Annotated in this window: 9 protein-coding genes; 1 reads left to right on the top strand and 8 read right to left on the bottom strand. The window is 62.0% G+C overall.

The features are described from left to right. Positions 1-64 precede the first annotated feature (64 nt). From PHO31112_RS11225 to PHO31112_RS11210, 4 genes are all read right to left on the bottom strand, one after another. Positions 65-1,171, bottom strand: a complete 1,107-nt coding sequence (locus PHO31112_RS11225) for a M14 family metallopeptidase (RefSeq protein WP_150620573.1) — start codon at positions 1,169-1,171, stop codon at positions 65-67. Further along, complete coding sequence (locus tag PHO31112_RS11220; RefSeq protein WP_150620572.1) at positions 1,168-2,028, bottom strand: VOC family protein; 861 nt, start codon at positions 2,026-2,028, stop codon at positions 1,168-1,170. The genes PHO31112_RS11225 and PHO31112_RS11220 overlap by 4 nt, the downstream gene beginning before the upstream one ends. Positions 2,029-2,356: 328 nt before the next feature. Next, positions 2,357-4,021 (bottom strand): MFS transporter, encoded by a 1,665-nt coding sequence (locus PHO31112_RS11215; RefSeq protein WP_150620571.1) that lies wholly within the window; start codon positions 4,019-4,021, stop codon positions 2,357-2,359. Then, positions 3,999-4,568, bottom strand: a complete 570-nt coding sequence (locus PHO31112_RS11210; RefSeq protein WP_150620570.1) for a GlcG/HbpS family heme-binding protein — start codon at positions 4,566-4,568, stop codon at positions 3,999-4,001. The genes PHO31112_RS11215 and PHO31112_RS11210 overlap by 23 nt, the downstream gene beginning before the upstream one ends. A gap of 232 nt (positions 4,569-4,800) precedes the next feature. Between PHO31112_RS11210 and PHO31112_RS11205 the strand changes: the two genes are divergently transcribed. Continuing rightward, positions 4,801-5,709, top strand: coding sequence for a LysR family transcriptional regulator (locus tag PHO31112_RS11205; RefSeq protein WP_150620569.1), 909 nt, complete (start codon positions 4,801-4,803; stop codon positions 5,707-5,709). A 27-nt stretch (positions 5,710-5,736) separates the two neighbouring features. Here the strand turns inward: PHO31112_RS11205 and PHO31112_RS11200 are convergent, their stop codons facing one another. The 4 genes from PHO31112_RS11200 to PHO31112_RS11175 form a co-directional block, all read right to left on the bottom strand. Next, complete coding sequence (locus PHO31112_RS11200; protein ID WP_150620568.1) at positions 5,737-6,609, bottom strand: LysR family transcriptional regulator; 873 nt, start codon at positions 6,607-6,609, stop codon at positions 5,737-5,739. 296 nt (positions 6,610-6,905) lie between these two features. Then, entirely contained in the window at positions 6,906-7,163 is a 258-nt protein-coding gene (locus tag PHO31112_RS11195) for a hypothetical protein (RefSeq protein ID WP_150620567.1), read from the bottom strand. A gap of 427 nt (positions 7,164-7,590) precedes the next feature. Continuing rightward, on the bottom strand, positions 7,591-9,306 hold the full coding sequence (locus PHO31112_RS11185) for a hemolysin (RefSeq protein WP_150620565.1): 1,716 nt from the start codon (positions 9,304-9,306) through the stop codon (positions 7,591-7,593). 342 nt (positions 9,307-9,648) lie between these two features. Then, complete coding sequence (locus PHO31112_RS11175; RefSeq protein WP_174995681.1) at positions 9,649-18,405, bottom strand: hemagglutinin repeat-containing protein; 8,757 nt, start codon at positions 18,403-18,405, stop codon at positions 9,649-9,651. Between the last annotated feature and the right edge of the window lie 18 nt (positions 18,406-18,423).

The raw sequence follows: 18,423 nt of genomic DNA, 5'->3' as shown, positions 1-18,423 counted from the left end.
GGGTGGGTTGGGGCGTTGTGCGGCTAGCCGCTGTCGCTAACGTTGCTAACGCCGTTCACGCGGCTCATGCCGCCGTGGCAAGTCCTTGCAATGCCTGCGCCGTGATCTGCAAGCCATGCGTGAGCACGCTGTTGCGCCAGACAGACGAGATGGGTACGAAGGCATCGAGCACATCCGCGCGCAACTGGCGGTCACGCACGGCGTCGGGATGCGCCTTGGCGCGCGAGCGCAGCCATTGGTCGAGACGGTTCGCGATGCTGGCGTTCGACCCCCGTGTGCCGAATTCCACCACGGCGCCGATGACCGGCCGTCCCTGCGCGAACTGCTCGACGCCACGGAACACCAGTCCTTGATAGTCGGGACGGCGCAGGCCATGCGGCCGTTGATCGAGCACCCGCTGCGCGCCCCACCAGCGTGCGGCTTCGCGCTGCGCGTAGCTGGCCTCGGCGTTGAAGCACAGGAAGAACGGTTCGCCGTACTCGCCGATGCCCGTATGCCAGTCGATCAGGCCGATACGCTGCGCTTGCGACAGGTCGCGCTCGACGATGGTCTGCAACGTGACGTTCGACCATTCGCGTGCGCGTCCGCCGTAGATGAGACCGTCGGCGTGCGTGTACTGGCCGCTTGCCAACGTGTTGAACAGCGCATCCGGTCCGTGTTCGCGGCGGAACGCGTCGATGGCGAGCGCGCTTTGGGCAAGACCGTCGGTCGTCCATTCCGCCGGGATCAGATGATCGTGCAGCGACGCGTAGTGAACGTTGACCGGATGCGCACGGTCGTGATCGATGAAGTTCCGGTTCAGATCGACGTTGTGCTCGGTGGTGCGCGTGGCGTGCGCGAATCCGTAAGGATTGAGCGCATGCACGAAGGTCACGGCGACATCGGCGGGCAAGGTCTTGGCGGCGTGTGCCAGCCATGCGGTCTGCACGGCGGAGCCGGCACCGCCTTCGAGGCCGTGCGTGCCGCTGATGGCGAGCAGTTGATGCGGTGCGTGAGCCGGGCCAAGCCGGGCGACGTCGATACTCAGTTCGCTGCCGTCAGGGGCTTTGGCGTCCGGGTGAACATAAGTGCCCAGGCTGGCCCCTGCGCGGTCGGCGGCGGCACGAAAGCGCTGGCGGGCGTCTGCATAGTCGACGCCGAACGCCTGCCACCAGGTCGGTTCTCCGCTCATGCGTCATCCCCTTCGACGAACTGGAGCGCGACGTGGAAGCCGTCCGCAGCGGTCACAAGGATGGCGCCGTCCTGAAGTGTGGTCCACGGCACGCCGTTCTCTCGCAGCGTGGCTTGGGTTTGGGCGAGGGAGCGGGTGCGCAGGATAAGGGCGACGTTGCGCTCGCTGCCGTCGTCGGTCGTCTCGACCTTACCGAAGCGTTGCTCGGCCTCGGCGGGCGTAACGAAGTGCACACGTGCGCGGCCAGCCGTGAACGAATAGCCCAGCGTACCGGTGGCCGAGAGTATTCCGGGGCCGAAGACACGGTCGTAAAGCGCGGCGGTGACCGCCGGGTTCGGCGACGCGATCACGAAGCCGACGATGTCGGTCACGCCGTTCGGATGGTCACGCCATTCGTCGCGCCAGACGTGCTCGGGCGTGAAGTGATGGCAGAAGAAGGTGCGGCCGCTGCGAACGAGTTCGCTGGCCAGACGCACCGTCCGGAAGCGGGCGTCTTGCGTGGTGCCGTCCGGCAACCGCACCGGGCGGAAGAATTCGGCGGGCGTTTCCACGCCGACGCCGCGCGCCTGCAATCCGGCGAATAGCCCGTGCGAGTCTTGCGTCTTGAACACAAGCCCCGTCAGACCCAGGGGGGCTTGGGTGACGTCCGGGCGTGCCGTCGATTTGCCGGCCTCGTAGCCGAGGAGTTCGAGGTAGTTTTCCCCGAAGATGGCCAAATGATTGCTGGTGCCGAGCGAATGGTGGCCGCGCTCGGTCAGGGCGAAGCCCAGACGGCGGTAGATATCCACCGAGGCGTCGAGTTCGCCTTTGACGTTGATGACAACGTGATCGAGTACCGGTGCGGGAAGCTGGCTCATGCCCGGCCTCCCGTGCGCTGACGACGGGGCGCAGCGATGGAGGCAGTGCAGGGGAAGGCGGCGGTGGCGACAATGGCGGCGATTAGTGCGCCCGAGGCAGAACGACTAGACACGACAGCTCCCAACAGAGAAAGAACGACGCGTCCATTCTAGAAGCCTTGAGGGGGCTGGTCCAAACGATGGATTTTGCTTTGCTTAGTGCCAGGCCATGTGGTCGTGAGGCCCTCACGAGGCCCGGCGCGTGCCCGACGAGCCCGTCAGCCCTGCCGGGCGGGCGTTCGGGAGGCAGGACCGTCGTGTCCTGACGTGTCGATATCCGAGCCGGGTATCAGGACAAACGCGACACCTCGGCGATGGCCGTCTCACGGCTGTGCGCACGACCCATGCTCAGATGCACCGCGAGCGCACACAGCGCCGCGAAGACACCGGCAGCGAAGAAGGCCCCGCTGAAGCCACTGGCGTAGGCGTTGCGACCCGCGTCGAGCAGGGTATGACCCAGCGTTGCGGGATACGGACGTAGGGCTTGCGCAAAGTCGCCTGCGGAGATCGCGTCGGCGAATTCAAGCCGTGCCGCCAGATCGTCTGCAACGCCTCCTTGCGTCGCGCCGACGAGCGACGGAAGACGGGCCGCGACACTGCGATGCACTCCCGCGCTCAGAACCGCACCGAGCGCCGTGTAGCCGAGCAGGATGCCGGAGAAGCGGAACGTCGTGCTGATGCCTGAGGCCATACCCGCGCGATCGCGGGCTATCGTCCCCATGATCGCTTTCTGCGTCTCGCCGTTGAGCAAGCCGCCGCCACTGCCGAGCACGAACATCGCGATCATCAGCGCCGCTGCCGGGAGAGCGTGGCCACGCGACGCCACATACGCCATCGCCACGTTGCCGAGACCGGTCAATGCCAGACCAATGACGAGAATCCGTTGCGACGGCAGGTGAGCGGCGAGGCGTTTGCCGATTTGGGGCAGGAACAACATCGCCAGCGCGAAGGGCAGCATTGCTACACCTGCGCCGAGCACCGACTCGCCGCGAGCGTTCTGAAGAAACTGCGGCAGCAGCGAAGCCATCACCTGCGCACAGGCGGCGTAGGAGAACATCGCGAGCGTGGCACCCGCGAAAGGCCACGAGCGGAACAGCGACAGATCGAGCATCGGATGCTGGCGAGAGCGCTCCACCCAGGCGAACACCACGAAGAGCACCGCACCGGCAGCCAGACGTAGCAGAATGCCTGGGCTCGTCCATCCGGCGGCGGGCGCGGCAATCAATGCCCATGTCACGCAGAACATCGCCCCGGCAAAGAGGGTAATGCCGGGCACGTCGATGGTGCGTTGCCCTTCGGCTTTCGATTCGGGCACGATGCGCACGACAGCCAGCGCGAGCAAGGTGCAGACCGGTGCATTGATGTGGAACGCCCAGCGCCAGCCAAGCGTGTCGCCGATCACGCCGCCGATCAAGGGCGAGAGCACCATCGTCAGCCCCATCACCATGCCCCACAACCCCCACGCGCGGGCGCGGGCTTCCATTTCATGAAAACTGTGTCCGATGATGGCCAGTGCCGGTGCGAGCAGGAAGGCGGCGCCGACGCCTTGCGTCGCGCGCGCCAGATAAAGCCATTGCGCGGAGGGGGCGAGTCCGCAGGCGAGCGATGCGACGCCGAACCCGGCAATGCCGCAAAGGAAGACACGACGCCGGCCGAAGCGGTCGGCGATGGACCCGGCAGGCAGGAGCAGCGCGGCAAAGCACAGCACGTAGGCGCCGATGACCCATTGCACTTGCGCGAAGCTCGCATGCAGTTGCGCCGAGATGGCCGGCAGCACGACACCGACGACGTTGGTGTCGAGTACCGTCATGGCGCAGCCGGTCGAGGCCGTGAGCAGCAGCGCGAGGCTGCCGGCGGACGGGGCTGTTTGGCTGGCAGCGGATTGGCCGGGGGTGTCGGGCGTGTCGGGCGTACTGGGCGTGCAGGGTGAGCTATTGGGGTTGAGCGTTGCCATGACGCGCATCCGGATTCATCAGGCCGTCGACGCCGGCCTTGGAGATTTCTTCGTCATGCTGAGGGGTGTCGGCGGATACGCCGATGGCCCCGACGACGGTGCCGTTCACGACCAGCGGCAGACCGCCGCGCATGAGGACATAACCGGGGGCGGTGCCCACGGCGCGGCGGCCGCCGTTCATCGCGTCTTCCAGCACGCCGCTCGGGCGGCGGAACAGGGCTGCGGTGCGCGCTTTGCCGGGGGCGAGGTCTACCCCTGCGGGCACCGCTGCGTTATCCATGCGCACCAGGGCGACGGGCAGTCCGGCGGCGTCGACTACCGAGATGACGCATGGCCAGCCTTCGGCGGTGGCTTTGGCCTGTGCCGCGCGAATGACATTCTGTGCAGCGTCCAGCGATAGGACCGGGCGCATCGGCAACTCGGCGGCGCGCGAGGCGAGCGGCGCGGTACCGGCACACAGGGCGAGCGTTAGCGCGCACAGGCGGGCATATTTGCGGGCGGTTGGGTGTGGGGCCGAACGAACTGTGGCGAACAAACGTGAAGGCATCGAAGAAACTCCCGTAGTGAATGGTGTGTTGCCAGAGGACAGTCTGCGGCGACAGGCGCTGCGACGAAATCCGGCAGCGATTCGGGTGCCGCCATTCGACCATGCGGGAGCGAGAGCGTCATTGCCGCGGGGCGGCGAAGTTGTTAGGTTCAACCTAATGAAACGCACGATGACGCCTGAATGACGCGCGCGGTAGCATGACGGCGGACGTGAACCAACCCGTGAGGACGCTGTGGAACTTCGGCACTTTCGCTACTTCGTGACGCTGGCGCAGACGCTGCATTTCGGACGTGCCGCGCAGGCGCTCGGCATTGCGGCCCCGACGCTGACGGTGCAGATTCAGGACATCGAGCGCGCGTTAGGCGTGCAGCTGTTCGTGCGCGGTCGTCGCGACGTACGACTCACGGCTGCGGGCGAGATGTTTCTGGTGGAGGCGCAACAGGTGCTCGCGCAAGCCGAGCGTGCGGTGCTGGCCGGGCAGCGAGCGGGGCGCGGCGAGACCGGGCGTGTGGAGATCGGTTACATCGGCTCTGCGGTGTATTCGGGGACGTTGCAGACGCAACTGGCAACGTTCCGGCAGGCGTGGCCCGGCGTGATCGTGACGGCACGGGAAGTGCCGCAAGGCGAACTGCCTGCGATGCTCGCGGAGAATCGCATCGACATCGCGCTGGTGCGCATGCCAATGAACCTGCACAACCGGCACCGTGCGCATGTGCTGTTTCGCGACAGCTTTTGCATCGCGTTGCCCGCAGAGCATCCGCTGGCGACACAGACGGGCGCCGTGGATGCCGACGCGCTGGAGCGCGAACGGTTCATCAACCCTGAGCAAACGCTCGGCACCTACGAGACAGCGCGTCGCGGTGGCTTCACACCGGCCATCGGATCGGCACCGGGCTCGCTGGTCGCCGTGTTGACGCAGGTGGCGCTGGGTGAGGGCGTGGCGATCGTGCCGGACGTGCTCGTCGGCGCGACGGCAATTCCCAGCGTGGTGTTCAAACCCCTGGCCGGGCCACCGATCCATTCGGAGATCGCTGCCGTATTTCGCAGCTTCGAGCCGTCGCTCGCAGTCTCGAAACTCATCGCACAGATCACGCGCACGGCAGCGGTGACGTCGTACGCGTTGTTCGATCAGGGGGCATGAAGGCCGCGCCGCCCGCCAACCGAATCGTCAGACCTTCGTATGAAACTGGGCGAGTAAATCGAGAAACAGTTCGAGCGCACGCGTTCTCGGGCGTGAGGCTTCGGTGATGGCGCTGATCGCGTTCTCATACTCCGGGCCCGACGGCACTCGGGCGAGCGCATAGCGTTTCGGAAACGACGCCGCGTAGTACTGCGGCAGCAGGCCGACGTAATGCCCGGACAGCACCAGCATGGCGACCGCTTCCAGTCCCGACGCCGTCGGCCCGCGCGTCAATCCCAGCGAGTGCAGCGCTTCATGGACGAACGGCTGGGTGCGATACACGAGCGGTAAGGTCGACGCATCCTTGATCCGGTGCCGCGCTACGTACAACTGATGACGCTCGATGAACAGCGGCTGGTAGTGAAACCCGGCCTCGCGCCGGTACATGCCGCGAATCGCGATCTGTACCCGCCGCTCGCGCAAGGCGAGGTCGAGTTCGTTGAACGTCATGACGGTCAGCTCGACCTTCACGTCGGGGGCCTGCGCCTTGAGGGCAGCCAGCGCCTCGGGAATATGGCAGCCCACGTCGGACACGATGTTCTCCACCATGCCGATGGACAGCGTGCCCGAGAGTACCCCTCGCACTGCGTCGATTTCGGGACGAATCCGCTCCAGGGATTTCAGTGCGTCGCGCGCCAACTCCAGCGCGACCTTGCCCGCGTGCGTCAGCACGAATCCGGACGGCCCGCGTTCGCAAAGGCGTGTGCCCAACGTCTCCTCGACCTCCCGGATATGCCGGCTGATCGAGGCCTTCGACATGTTCAACTGCTTTTCCGCCGCCGCAAAGCCGCTGGCCTGCGCCACCGCACAGAAGATGCGTAACGAGCGCAGGTCGCGCTCGCTGAAGTCACGATTCACCAAGGGTTAACTCCCGCACGAACCACCCAAACCGTTGCGGATGGCTCTTTTCACGTAGGGCGCCAGAGTTCATGCAACTGTAGGCCCAGATAAATCAACGAGTTATCGCTGTGATTGCCAATAGGCGCTTATGGTAACGCCACAGTTCTTGCGACTAACCTATAGCAGCGCCGGAGTCGTTGCACGCGACCGGCATCTAGACCGGAAGCGTTCGTCGAACAGGCAACAGCCCAATCGACAGTATGCTCACCAAGATCGCCATTTAACCCAACATCGCCATATTGTTGCCAGCACGTCACCTATCCCAGCGGATTCACCCCGAACGAATTGATGCCGTTGTAATGGTTATACAATCCATCTGTGCCTTCGGCCGCATCGCTCAAACCGAACGCCGCCATCGGAATACCAGCAGTACACCCCAACCCACTCATACAGAGCCCCGCACCTGTTTTCGCTGTTACGCCACCAATAACGACCTTCGCCGCATCTTTCACAGTACCAAGCGGATCGCTCCGAATTGCATCGCCGATCTTCTGACCCGGTGTGTAATCGAACAACCCCGCCTCTTTCTGACGCTCAATCCACGCGAGTTAAGGGCAGAACCGCGACGCTTCAAGCAGATTCACATAATTCCTGTTGTAGCCTTCCGATGCCAACAGGCACTTACACTGGCGAAGATTCGTCAAAGATAGGACTGTCGGCTAACGGCATAGCCGTATTTCTAGCATCAAGACTCTTCATCGTTGCGAGGGACCTCGTAGCTCCTTCTGGCCTTCTTGTAGTTGTTATCAAAGGGGCGAATTTTCAATAATCGGGCACGGCTGCATAAGCCGCCAACGGCCATAATTACGAATCCCAATAGTGCCAGAAACACGCTCAATAGAGATGGCGGAGCGAATTTCAGCACTAGATACGATATGCCAGCGTCGATAGAAATTAAAGCGGTGCACACCCATCCCGTAAAATTTCCATCTTCTATGAATTTCATTTGTTCTTTGCCTTATTGTTTATTCTTTTCCACGAAGAATTCAAGAAATCCTGAAGCGCCTTTGAGTAACTGCTGTCATTAAACGCGTTTGATGTTTCGTTAATAACGGGGCTCGCGAGCGGGTATTTTGCAGAAAGACGGTCTGAAATCATCGAGCTAACGCTATTGGCCCAATACTGCCCGACATCGGGCTTCGCTACCTGTACCACCGCATCCGCCGCCATGCCTGTCACGGTCGCGACATAAGATGCTGTGGCCAATCCCGGCGCAAAAGGCGAAGGTAGGGAAGCTCCAGCCGCAGTGATTGCCCCAAACCGGCCTGCCGCAGTCGAAACGCCACCCGCCACGTCGGCCACCGTCCCCCGTACATCGGTCTTAGCTGGCGTCGGCACGTACGTGAAGGTACTCGGCACCTGCCCTGGGCCGGCTGAGTTGTAGTTCGCTATGATGAAAGCCTGCAACTCCTGATTCGGCTCCTGCAACGACTGGATTATCAGCGGATTTCCGTTGGCATCGGTGAAGCCCGTCTTAATCCATTGCGCGCCCGGATCGGTCGGCGTGCGCCCATTTAGTTCCTCGGCTACGCCTGCCGGCACCGATCCCCCACCCACTTGAGAAACGCCCATAATTCTCATCTGGTCTTCGACCTGTTCCTTCGTATAGCGGCCGTTGCTCTTTGCTGCAATGCTCTTCGCCAAAGTCCGCTCATCCGGATGCAACTGGCGGTTGAACCGATCAACATTAAACCCAGCAAACGCCCCCGAACTCCCCCCGGCCGTTGCACCTACCGCAGTACCTACTCCCGTAGCTACAATCTGCGCCAGAGCTTGATCGACATCGGCATTTCCGGTCGGATGCGAATCTCTGATCCTGTCGCTCAAATCGTTCAGCACACCGCCAAGCTTCGACGTCATTCCTGCGCCCAGCGCACCGCCGAGTGCATTACCGCCGCCCAACCCCGCAACAATCGCTCCACCCGCCGCGTGCATCGCCGCGCGGTAGTCGCCGCCTTCGGACCAGTCCTTGGTTTCTTGCAAGTATTGCGCCTTCAATGCAGGATCGTCGGTGCTGTTTGCCAGTTTCTGCGCATCTTTTGCCTTCTTGTTGGCATACGACCCTATATCCCGCGCCAACGCTTCACCGGCGGCGGTCGCCGCCGCCATCAATCGCGACTGGTCGCCCAGCAGTTTCTGCAGGTCCGGCGTGCGACTGACGGTGTCGTTCAAGTTTGTTGTGTCGCGATTCAGGCTCGCCAGATCTTGCGTCTGGTTGGCACCGTTGGTCAGCGTAATTGCACCATCGCTCACGCCGCTGCGCGTCGTGCCGCGCTCGCTACCGCTCTCCGACTGGGGCAGCATTGGAGAAATACCGCCTGTGTTTTTTCCCGACGTCGGCCCCGTCGTGCGCTCGTTCGCACCGCCGTTGCCAACCGTGAAACCACCACCAAAGCCGAAACTGTTGGCGCTGTAGTCCGAGTGGTTTTCGATATCGGAGAACGTCAGCGTACCCGTCGTCAGTTGATTCTTCGACGCGTCTGCCGTGCTGGCGATGTACGCACCCTTCAGATCGGTATTGCCAGTTACGTTGACGTCAAAGCCACCGCTCCCCGCCTGAATCCCCGACTGCTCGACCACACCCGCGTAGTTCCCGCTTGCGTTGCCGCGCGAGTAACTGAAACTGCCGGATGCGCCTCCCATGCCAAGCATCGTCATATTGTCGCCAGCGCGCCAACTATCCCATGATGCTTCCGCAGGCAAACCCCATATACGACGAACCCGGCCTGGGCCGGGTTCGTCACCTCGGGCTCTATCGCCCTGTTCTCTTTTTTTCACTAAACCATGTCACTGTGCCTGCAAAAAAACTGAACAAAACCACAAACACGGCCATTCTGCCCGCTCGATTCCAGGTCGGTAGTTGATATGAAGTATCGTGAAACAACCATTGCAATGCGGGTCCGACAGCAAGCTCGATAATAACGACGCTGACTCCCATACCTATAAACCAGAATAGGAAGTAATACGTCCAGCGAAATAGTTCGAAACTTGTCTTCGGTCTCATTTCTTTCCAGCTCTGTCAATTTGGTCCTGAACAATAGCACCGGCTTTTTCTTGTGCTAATCCTCCCACGGCGCCACCCAGCCATGATGGCAATACACTAGGTGGAACGTACTTCGACATCCCCATACCAATGTCCGTCCACACCTGTCGATACCAAGGATTCAGCACATCATTGAGACTACCTTGAATTTTGGAGCCAATCGGATACCCGATCGCCGTCCCTACCGCTGCGCCCGCCATGGCTGAATTCGGATTCTGACCTTGCAGTGCAGAACCAGTCAACGCACCACCAACTCCCGTGAGAGCTACAGGGACAAACCTCATCCCCGTCGATGCCGCGCCCGTCGCTCCAGCCAACGCGAAGCTCGTCCAGTCAAACGGCTGATTGCCCATCAGTTGGACACCTCCATTAGCGCCTAACCCAAGGAGTCCGCCCGTCCCCATCAGGCCCGCTGACGCGAGCGGACCGCCCATCACCAGACCTAGACCAATCATCCCCACGCCCGCCAACGTCGATCCCACTGGGTCCTTCTTCATATTCGACGTCACCAATTCACCATACGTCTGCCCGCGCCCCAACTGTTGCTGGCCCAGGTTATACGCAGCCTCATTCGATTTTATGTACTGACTATTGACGTCATGATTCGCATATTGAGGATCGTTCCGATCTCCGGCGCAATTCAAGTTCTGGCAACCGACAACGCGCCGAATGTCGTAGTCATGTTTTCCTCCAGACGCTTCGGCTGTCTGCTTGTCCGAATTTCGCAACATTTCGGCGAGGACTCGCCCCTCTGCCTCGGCCTCACTTATGCCAAGCTCCTTGGCGACAACCTTTGCATATCCTGCAGCCTTCCTATACTCGTCCGGATACAGCTGCCGATTGAACCGATCAGTATTAAACCCAGTGAAAGCCCCAGAAGTCCCACCAGCCGCAGCCCCAATGGCCGTTCCGAGCCCAGTCGTTACGATTTGCGCCAGCGCTTGATCAATGTCTTTGTTACCCGTCGGATGGGAGTTCTCAATCTGCGCGCTCAAGTCATTCAGCGCGCCACCAAGCTTCGACGTCAAGCCTGCTCCCAACGCACCGCCCAGTGCATTACCTCCGCCCAACCCCGCAACAATCGCACCACCCGCCGCGTGCATGGCTGCACGGTAGTCGCCACCTTCCTTCCAGTCATCTGCCTCTTTCTGGTACTGCGCCTTCAACTCCGGATCGCTCGCTCCGTCGGCGAGCTTTTGCGCTTCATCTCTCTTCTTATTCGCATACGTCCCAATATCGCGCGCCACCGCCTCCCCTGCGGCCGTCGCCGCTGCCATCAACCGCGACTGGTCGTTGAGCAGATTCTGCAGATCCGGCGTGCGACTGACGGTGCCGTTCAGGTTTGTCGCATCGCGATTCAGACTCGCTAGATCTTGCGTCTGGCTTGCGCCGTTCGTCACCGTGATGGTTCCCTCGCTTACGGCACTACGCGTGGTGCCACGCTCGCTACCGCTTTCGGACTGAGGCAGCATCGGCGAAATGCCGCCCGTGTTCTTGCCGGACGAAGGCCCCGTCGTGCGCTCGTTCGCGCCGCCGTTGCCCATCGTGAAGCCACCGCCAACGCCAAAGCTGTTGGCGCTGTAGTCGGAGTGGTTCTCAATATCGGAGAACGTCAGCGTACCCGTCGTCAGTTGATTCTTCGACGCGTCTGCCGTGCTGGCGATGTACGCACCCTTCAGATCGGTATTGCCAGTTACGTTGACGTCAAAGCCACCGCTCCCCGCCTGAATCCCCGACTGCTCGACCACACCCGCGTAGTTCCCGCTTGCGTTGCCGCGCGAGTAACTGAAACTGCCGGATGCGCCTCCCATACTGACACTCAGCCCACCCCCCATGCTTTCCTGATGCGCGGAACTCTCGCTGGTGTCCTGCACGCTCGCAATGTTCAGATTACCGCCCACACGCGCAATGACCTTATCGGCGTTCACATTCCCGCCAACGATATTCGTGTCGCCACCGCTCACAATCACGGCGGTGTTGCTCGCATTAATGTGGGAGTTGTTCTGGAACGTCGAATCCGAGTTCGCATCGCCGCTGGACTTCGAGAACGATGCCGACGCGCCCCAACCACTCGTGCCATACGACACGCCGAAGCTGCCGTTCTTCGACTCGTTCTCGCTGCGTGTCGACTCCGTGTCCTTGCTGCTGAGCACGTTGACCTGGTTATTCGCTTGCAGGAGAACGTCCTTTGCATCGATGTTCGAGCCGACGATGTTGACGTTGCCTTTCCCCGACGCAGCATCCCCAGTCGCAATGAACGCCGCAGTACCGCCCGCCTTGATGTTGCTCGACACGTTCTTCGTGCTATCGACGGATGACGTCGACCGACTGCTCGACGAGCCCCAACTCAGCTCGATTTTCGCTTCAGGCGTTTTTCCGGCTGCGAGCGCACCGAGCGCACCGTTGGCCTCTCCCAGCGCCCCCACAGCGCCGCTCGCAGCGGCATATCCGCGCAAAGCGGACACCCGTGCGTCGCCGCCAGAATTTGCCGCTGCACTTACCTGATTGGTGACATTTTGAATCGCATCGATCACCGGCGATTTCACCGCAAGCGTGAAGCCCGAACTCTTGAACTCATGCGTCTCGTCGTGATGCTCGCGCTCCACCGCCGACTCGATCGTGACGTTTTGACCAATGCCGGTGATGTCCTTGCCCGCCATAATGTCGCTTCCGCGAACCAGCAGGTCGTTGCCTGCCACCATGCTGACGTTGCCATTCAGGCTGCCCACCAAGCTCCCTGTCTGCGTCACACTGCTGTCGTTGGTCCAGTCGTGTTGCTCGTTCTTTCCGTACGAAATCCCCACACCTCCCGAAGATCCCAAGCCCGAGTTCTTCTTCTCATAGAAGGTGCTGCTCTCGCTCACGTTCTCCGCCGTCTCGATGCGAAGGTCTCGCCCCGCCTGCAGCGCGACGTCGTTGGTGCCCACCACCGTCGATCCGCTGACAATGAGATCCTTGCCTGCCGCGATACCCACTGAATCGCCCGACACCGTCGAGCCCACGGCAATCGTCTTATGCGAGCGCGCTTCCGACGTCTCCTCCGTCTTGGAGAGGAACCCGGAACTACTGTCGTGTTGCCAACTACTGCTGTCGTGCGTCTCAGACACCGTGCCGATCTTGACATCCCCCGTGGCAGCCAACGCCACAGTGCCGGTCCCTTGAGACGATACCGACGAGCCAAGCACCGTCAGATTCCCCGACCCGGACGATGCTGCAACCGGACTGACCTGATAAGCGCCAAGTACACCGTTGACCGCACTCGTCTGACCTGCGCCGATCAACACGTTGTTACCCGCACTTACAGAGGCGCCATTCGAGGCTTCGTCGAACGACGACTTCGTGAACTGCAGCGAACCGCCGAACGAACGCTCGTCGTGCGCGTGCGAGTCCTTAACGGCAGTGATCGTCACATCGTTACCCGCAAGAACGGACGCGCTCCCTCCCGCAGCAATCGTCGCACCGCTTAACGTCGTGTCGCGGCCGGAAACGGTCGCCAGGTTTCCACCTGCCGAGATCGCGCTGCCAACTTGCTGGGTAACGACATCGTGCCCGCCGTTCTGGCCGTCGCTGGTGCCGACGGTTTGCGATTGTTCGACCTTCAGCGTATTCAGATTGATGTCGCGCCCGGCGGCGACAATCACCGCCCCGTCGCTAGCGATAGCCCCCGCGTTAAGCGTGACGTCGCGCCCAGCGACCACCGCCGCGCTGTTCGCTGCCGAAATGATCCCAACCGCCCCCAAACCCGTGGCCGACGCCGACGACGAGAAACCACCGCTGTTGGTGCCCGCCACTTGCGTCAGCATCGTCGACTCGTTGATGACGTCGCGGCCGGCTTGCACCACAACGTCCTTTCCGCCAATGCGGCCGCCGGTGTTGCGGATATCGCCAATCGCGGAAAGGGCGGTCGTCCCGCCGCTGCCGATGACGCCGAGGTTCACGATGGCGTCGCCGAGAATCGTGGTCGCCGTATCGCTGACGATCTGGCCGCTGTTGGTGACACCCTCCGTCGCGGCAAGCTTCACGCTGCCACCGGACACGATGGCGCCCGAGTTCGTCAGGTCAACCGTATTCGCTTGCGCAAGATATACCTGCGGAACGAGCACCGACTGGACGGAGCCGTCGGGCAACGTCACGTCTTGCGAGACCAGCCAGACCATATCCGACGTCAACTGCTTCATCTGCGCTTCGGACAATCCGACGCCCACGCTCAGGTCGAACTGCTTTCCGTAGGTCACGCCGTTGTTCAGCAGCGCCGTGTACTCGTCTAGGTAGTTGGTATAGCCCCCAAGCAGCGTCTTTCCCGTAAGTGCCGTGATCTGGTCGCGAACCAGTTGCGTTTCATAGAATCCATCGCCGATACGCTTTTGTGTCGTCTGCGGATTCAGGCCCAACGCACCGAGCATGTAGTCGCTCGAAATGAATTTTCCGTAGTTGGTAAAACGTGGATCGGTCGCGACCAGATATGTCTGCCCCGGCGCGGTTCGTATCTGGAACAGTCCATTGCGAGGCAGCGTCAAGCCGGGAATCGCCTGCGCGGAGGAGCCGAGTGTCTGACGGTTCGCAACCGCCCCGGACAGATTGCCGAGCTTCGTACCCGACGCGTTGCCGCCGGTCACGCCTGCGCTGTCCACGGTAGTACCGGAAGGATCGACGCTCGACACCGTGATATTGCGCCCACTCGATTGAACGGATTGATTGCCGGAAGCAATTGCGGGAAGCGACGCCAGCGTCACTGGCGGTAACGGCGTGACCGGGTAAGCCACCGTCACTTGCTCGCTGTCTCCCCCCGACTTCTGATGCCAGTAAAAGGTCGACGTTTGTGTCTGCGAGACCGTTTCCTGGAGAGTGATCCCCACATCGTTGATCGATCCACCCGCTGCCCGCCGGATAAGATCACGCCCCGCCGTCATCGTCGAGGACTGATTGTTGACGGCGCCGCCGTCGGCATTGATCCGGATCGATCCTTGCGCCTGCAACTTGGCTTCGGGGGAAGCGCTCACGAGTTCGTCGCGCGTGCGGGTGGTGGTCACGTAGCGCGCGATTTCGTTGTAGTCACGCTGATCGATGCCGAGATCGCCACGCGAGATCGCCTGATCGGGGCGGATCATCGTATTCGGATCCCAGTCCGGCCAGAACGTGATGCGATACGTCGAACCGTTGTCGACGATGTTGTTGAAGTACTGTGTTGGCTTCGTTCCGACTTCGCGGGTCTTCGTGCTGGATGCGCACTGACCGTGGTCATCGCATGGTCCCTGGCCCCAAGTGGTGGCGTCCTGGTAGGACTCTTCGAGTGGCGTGGTTAGACTGAATGTCTTCGCCGACATGCTCAGATTCGCAACTTGGGACTTCGGCACCTCAACGGTGATCGGCCGGGCAAGGCGTTCCAAGAGCATCGACGAGATGGGCGCGCTTCCCGCGCCCCAATTCCACTCTGGAAACGTCAAACTGGTGTGTGCCAGCGTTTGATCCCCAACGATAAGTCCCGCTGTATACAGGCCGAAACTTTGTGCCGTGGTCTGCGAGGTGCCTGGCTGCGTCACGATGCTCGTACGCGTGTTGTTCACCTCGCGCGCCGCAATGTCGAGATTGCCGTCAGCGATGATACTGGCCGAGCGGTTGTTTAGCACCGCGATCTGATTAGCGAGCAGATCTGCGCCGTCACGTGTGCCGTCCCGCGCGATCTCGATATCGCCAATGCTGTACATCAACGCGCCATCGTAGTTCGACACGGCGTTCGTCGCATACAGCGCAAGCCGCCTCGCACCGCCCATGACGGCCGCCGCACCATTGTTCTCGATGTCGGTGGCGTTGACCTGTACGTCGTTACCCAGCACCGCGTTCGTGTTGACGAAACTGCCGGCCTGAATGCGCACCGTGTCGCCGCTGACGCTGCCGGCATTGGAGAACAGTCCGTCGGCACTCAGGCGGGTTGTCGCGGCGTTGAAGCCGCCGCCCGCCGCGTTGACGATCTCTGCGGCGTGAACATCCAGCGTTCCGGGGGCGCTGAATGCGCCGATGTTCGTCAAACGGCCCGTGGATGTCAGCTTGAGCATGCCGTCAGCCCGCAGTCGGTTGACGGACGAATTGACGTAGTCGCCGATTGCCGCGAGCGTCAGATTGCGTCCGGCCGTCATCTGGCCTGCGCCGCTCATGACTCCGCTCACGCCGACATCCTGATTCGAACGGATCACGCCGCCCGCATTGTTCAAAGACGCGACCTGAAGTGCGACGTCGCCCGCACTCTCCACAGTGCCGCCGGCATTGACCACGCTTGCGCTTGTCTTGGTCGCGGTCAGTGACGTGCCGCCGAACACACGTCCACCTGTGTTGTCGATGGTGCCGCTGACGCCGAGTGTGACCTCGCCGCCGCCGATGATTTTCCCGCCAGACACGTTGCTCAGCGATGCCGCCGCGACCGCGAGTTTTCCATTGCCACCGAGCGTTCCGCCTGCGTTATCGATATCGCCATCTGCCGAGACCGCAAGGCCATTGACGCCGTAGACTTTTCCGCCGTCGCGATTGCGGATGTACGACGTGGACGAAAGCCTCGCTGCGTCGCCCGCGCTCAGTTCGCCAGCCGTATTGTCGATGCGCGCTGCCGTTAGGGTCAGGGCGCCGAGACTGCCCAGAATGCCCGACGCATTTGTGAACCCACCCTTCGCGAGGACGTTCAGCACGCCGTTGCCGAGATGGCTCACCTTGCCGCTATCGTTCGCCAAATCGCCGACGTCGAGCGTCAGATTGCTTGCGTTTGATGCCACATTCCCGCTGACGTTATCGAAGATGCCGCCGACCTTGATGGTCTGCACTGCCTGACCGTACTGCTTGATCTGCCCGGCACCGTTCGAAGCGTTGCCCGTGACCGTGAGCGACAGCGCATCGGCATCGATCAAACCGCTCCGGTTGTCCAGACTGCCGGATTGGAGCTTGGACGTCGTTGCGGAGACTACGCCTTGCCGATTGATCAGCGCTCCACTCAGCGTGGCGTCGATACGCTCGCCGGAGACGGTTCCGCCGGTGTTGTCCAACTGGCGGCCGGTAACGTTCAACGCCTTGCCCGCTACGATCTGCGCCGCGTTGACGAGAGAATCCGCGTGAACCTTGAGATCGCCGTTGCCCCCGATCACACCGCCAGTCTTGCCGTTTGCCGTCGTCCCGCCTGCGTTTCGAAGTTCCCCGTCGACGTCGATGGTCGCATCGTCACCTGAAAGCGAAACGACCCGCCCTGCCGAGTTGCCCAGCGAAGCGCCCTTGATCTTTAGCGCCGCACCGGATTGCAGCAACCCGCGCTCGTTGTCGATGCCTGTGCCGCTGACATCGAGACGGGTCGTGGCGACCGATTGCGCATCGCGGTTGTCGATCCGCCCCAGTGCCGCCAGCATGATGGTGTCGGCACCGAGATTGCCGCTCGCGTTCAGCAGATGTTGCGCGGAGCTGATCTTCAGCGCGTTAGACGCCGAGACGATGGCGCGTTGAACGTCGATATCCCCCGCTTGCGACGTGAGTGTGAGGCCGCCGCTGGCGTCGGTCCGGCTACCCGACAGATCCAGCGCACTGCCGGTAATGCTCAGATCGCCTCGCGCGACGTTGCGTCCCGTTGCCGTCACCTTGCCGGAAGCCGTGACGCTCAGATTGCCAGCGAGCGTCGCCTGGCCGTTCGCATCGATACCCGCGCCCAGCGTCCCATCCGACGCCACGCTCGCGGCCTGTGCCCCAACGTTGCCAGCAGCGCTCAACAGACCGCGGTTTTCGAGCGCTCCGCCGGTGCGTAGGTCGGCACTTCCACCCACGTACACGTTGCCCTGGTTGTCGATCCCGTCGCGCGCGTTGACCGCGAGATTCCCGCTGGCCTCGGTCTTCCCGGTATTGACGAGCCTGCCCTGCGTCGTCAGCGTCAAATCGCCAGCTTGCGCCGCGACTATGCCCTTGTTGGAAACGCCAACGCCGTTCTCGGTACCAACGAGGAAGATGCGCTGCGCGTACATGCCGCCGAGTTGACCGACATCGATGGACACATCCGGAGCTGCGCCGTCGCCCGCCAGCTTCTGGGCGGCCAGACTGTCGTGATCGACGCGATTCGCGCCCGTCACCACATTGAGTTGCTTCGCGTGCAACGCGGCATTGACCTGCACCGCACGCGCGATGAGATCGACCTGATCGACATTGGCAGCGTTCAGACCATCGCCTTGAATCGTCAGACGGCCGCCATTCACCTGATACCCGGTCAAACTCCCGTCCGCGCCCACGATGGGAATGCCGGTCGTCAACACCGCGCGCGTCGTGTTGATGAATCCGCCGCCGTCAACCATGATGCCCGCGCTATTCGCAACCACCACCTGCGCAGCTTTACCCGCGACCTCAAGGTATCCGCGTAGCTGGCTTGGCGAATTACTGTTGACCTGATTGAGAATGACACGCGCCGCCTGGTCACGCGAAAAGTTCGGATTACCGTTGATGTAACCTGCCTGCCGCGTATTTACAACGGTCGGCGAATTGTTCAGGATCACACCCTGACGCGGCACGTCGAATTGTGAATAAACGTTCTTAGACACGCCTGCGGCCGTGGGTGCCGTGATGTTGACCTGCTGCAATCCGTTCGCGGTTTGCACGACGCCCGGGCCCTGACCTCCCGGCGCCGAAACGACCTGTGCGCGCACCGAAATCGGCGCAATGATCTGCGCGAACACCAACGCACGAACAATGCCCCGCTGCACCCCAACTTCTAAAGCACT

Origin of the sequence: Pandoraea horticolens, assembly GCF_902459555.1 — a bacterium.
GTDB classification, from domain to species: Bacteria; Pseudomonadota; Gammaproteobacteria; order Burkholderiales; family Burkholderiaceae; genus Pandoraea; species Pandoraea horticolens.
Note: the sequence above shows the minus strand (reverse complement) of the source record. Positions and strands in the feature narration are given on the sequence as shown.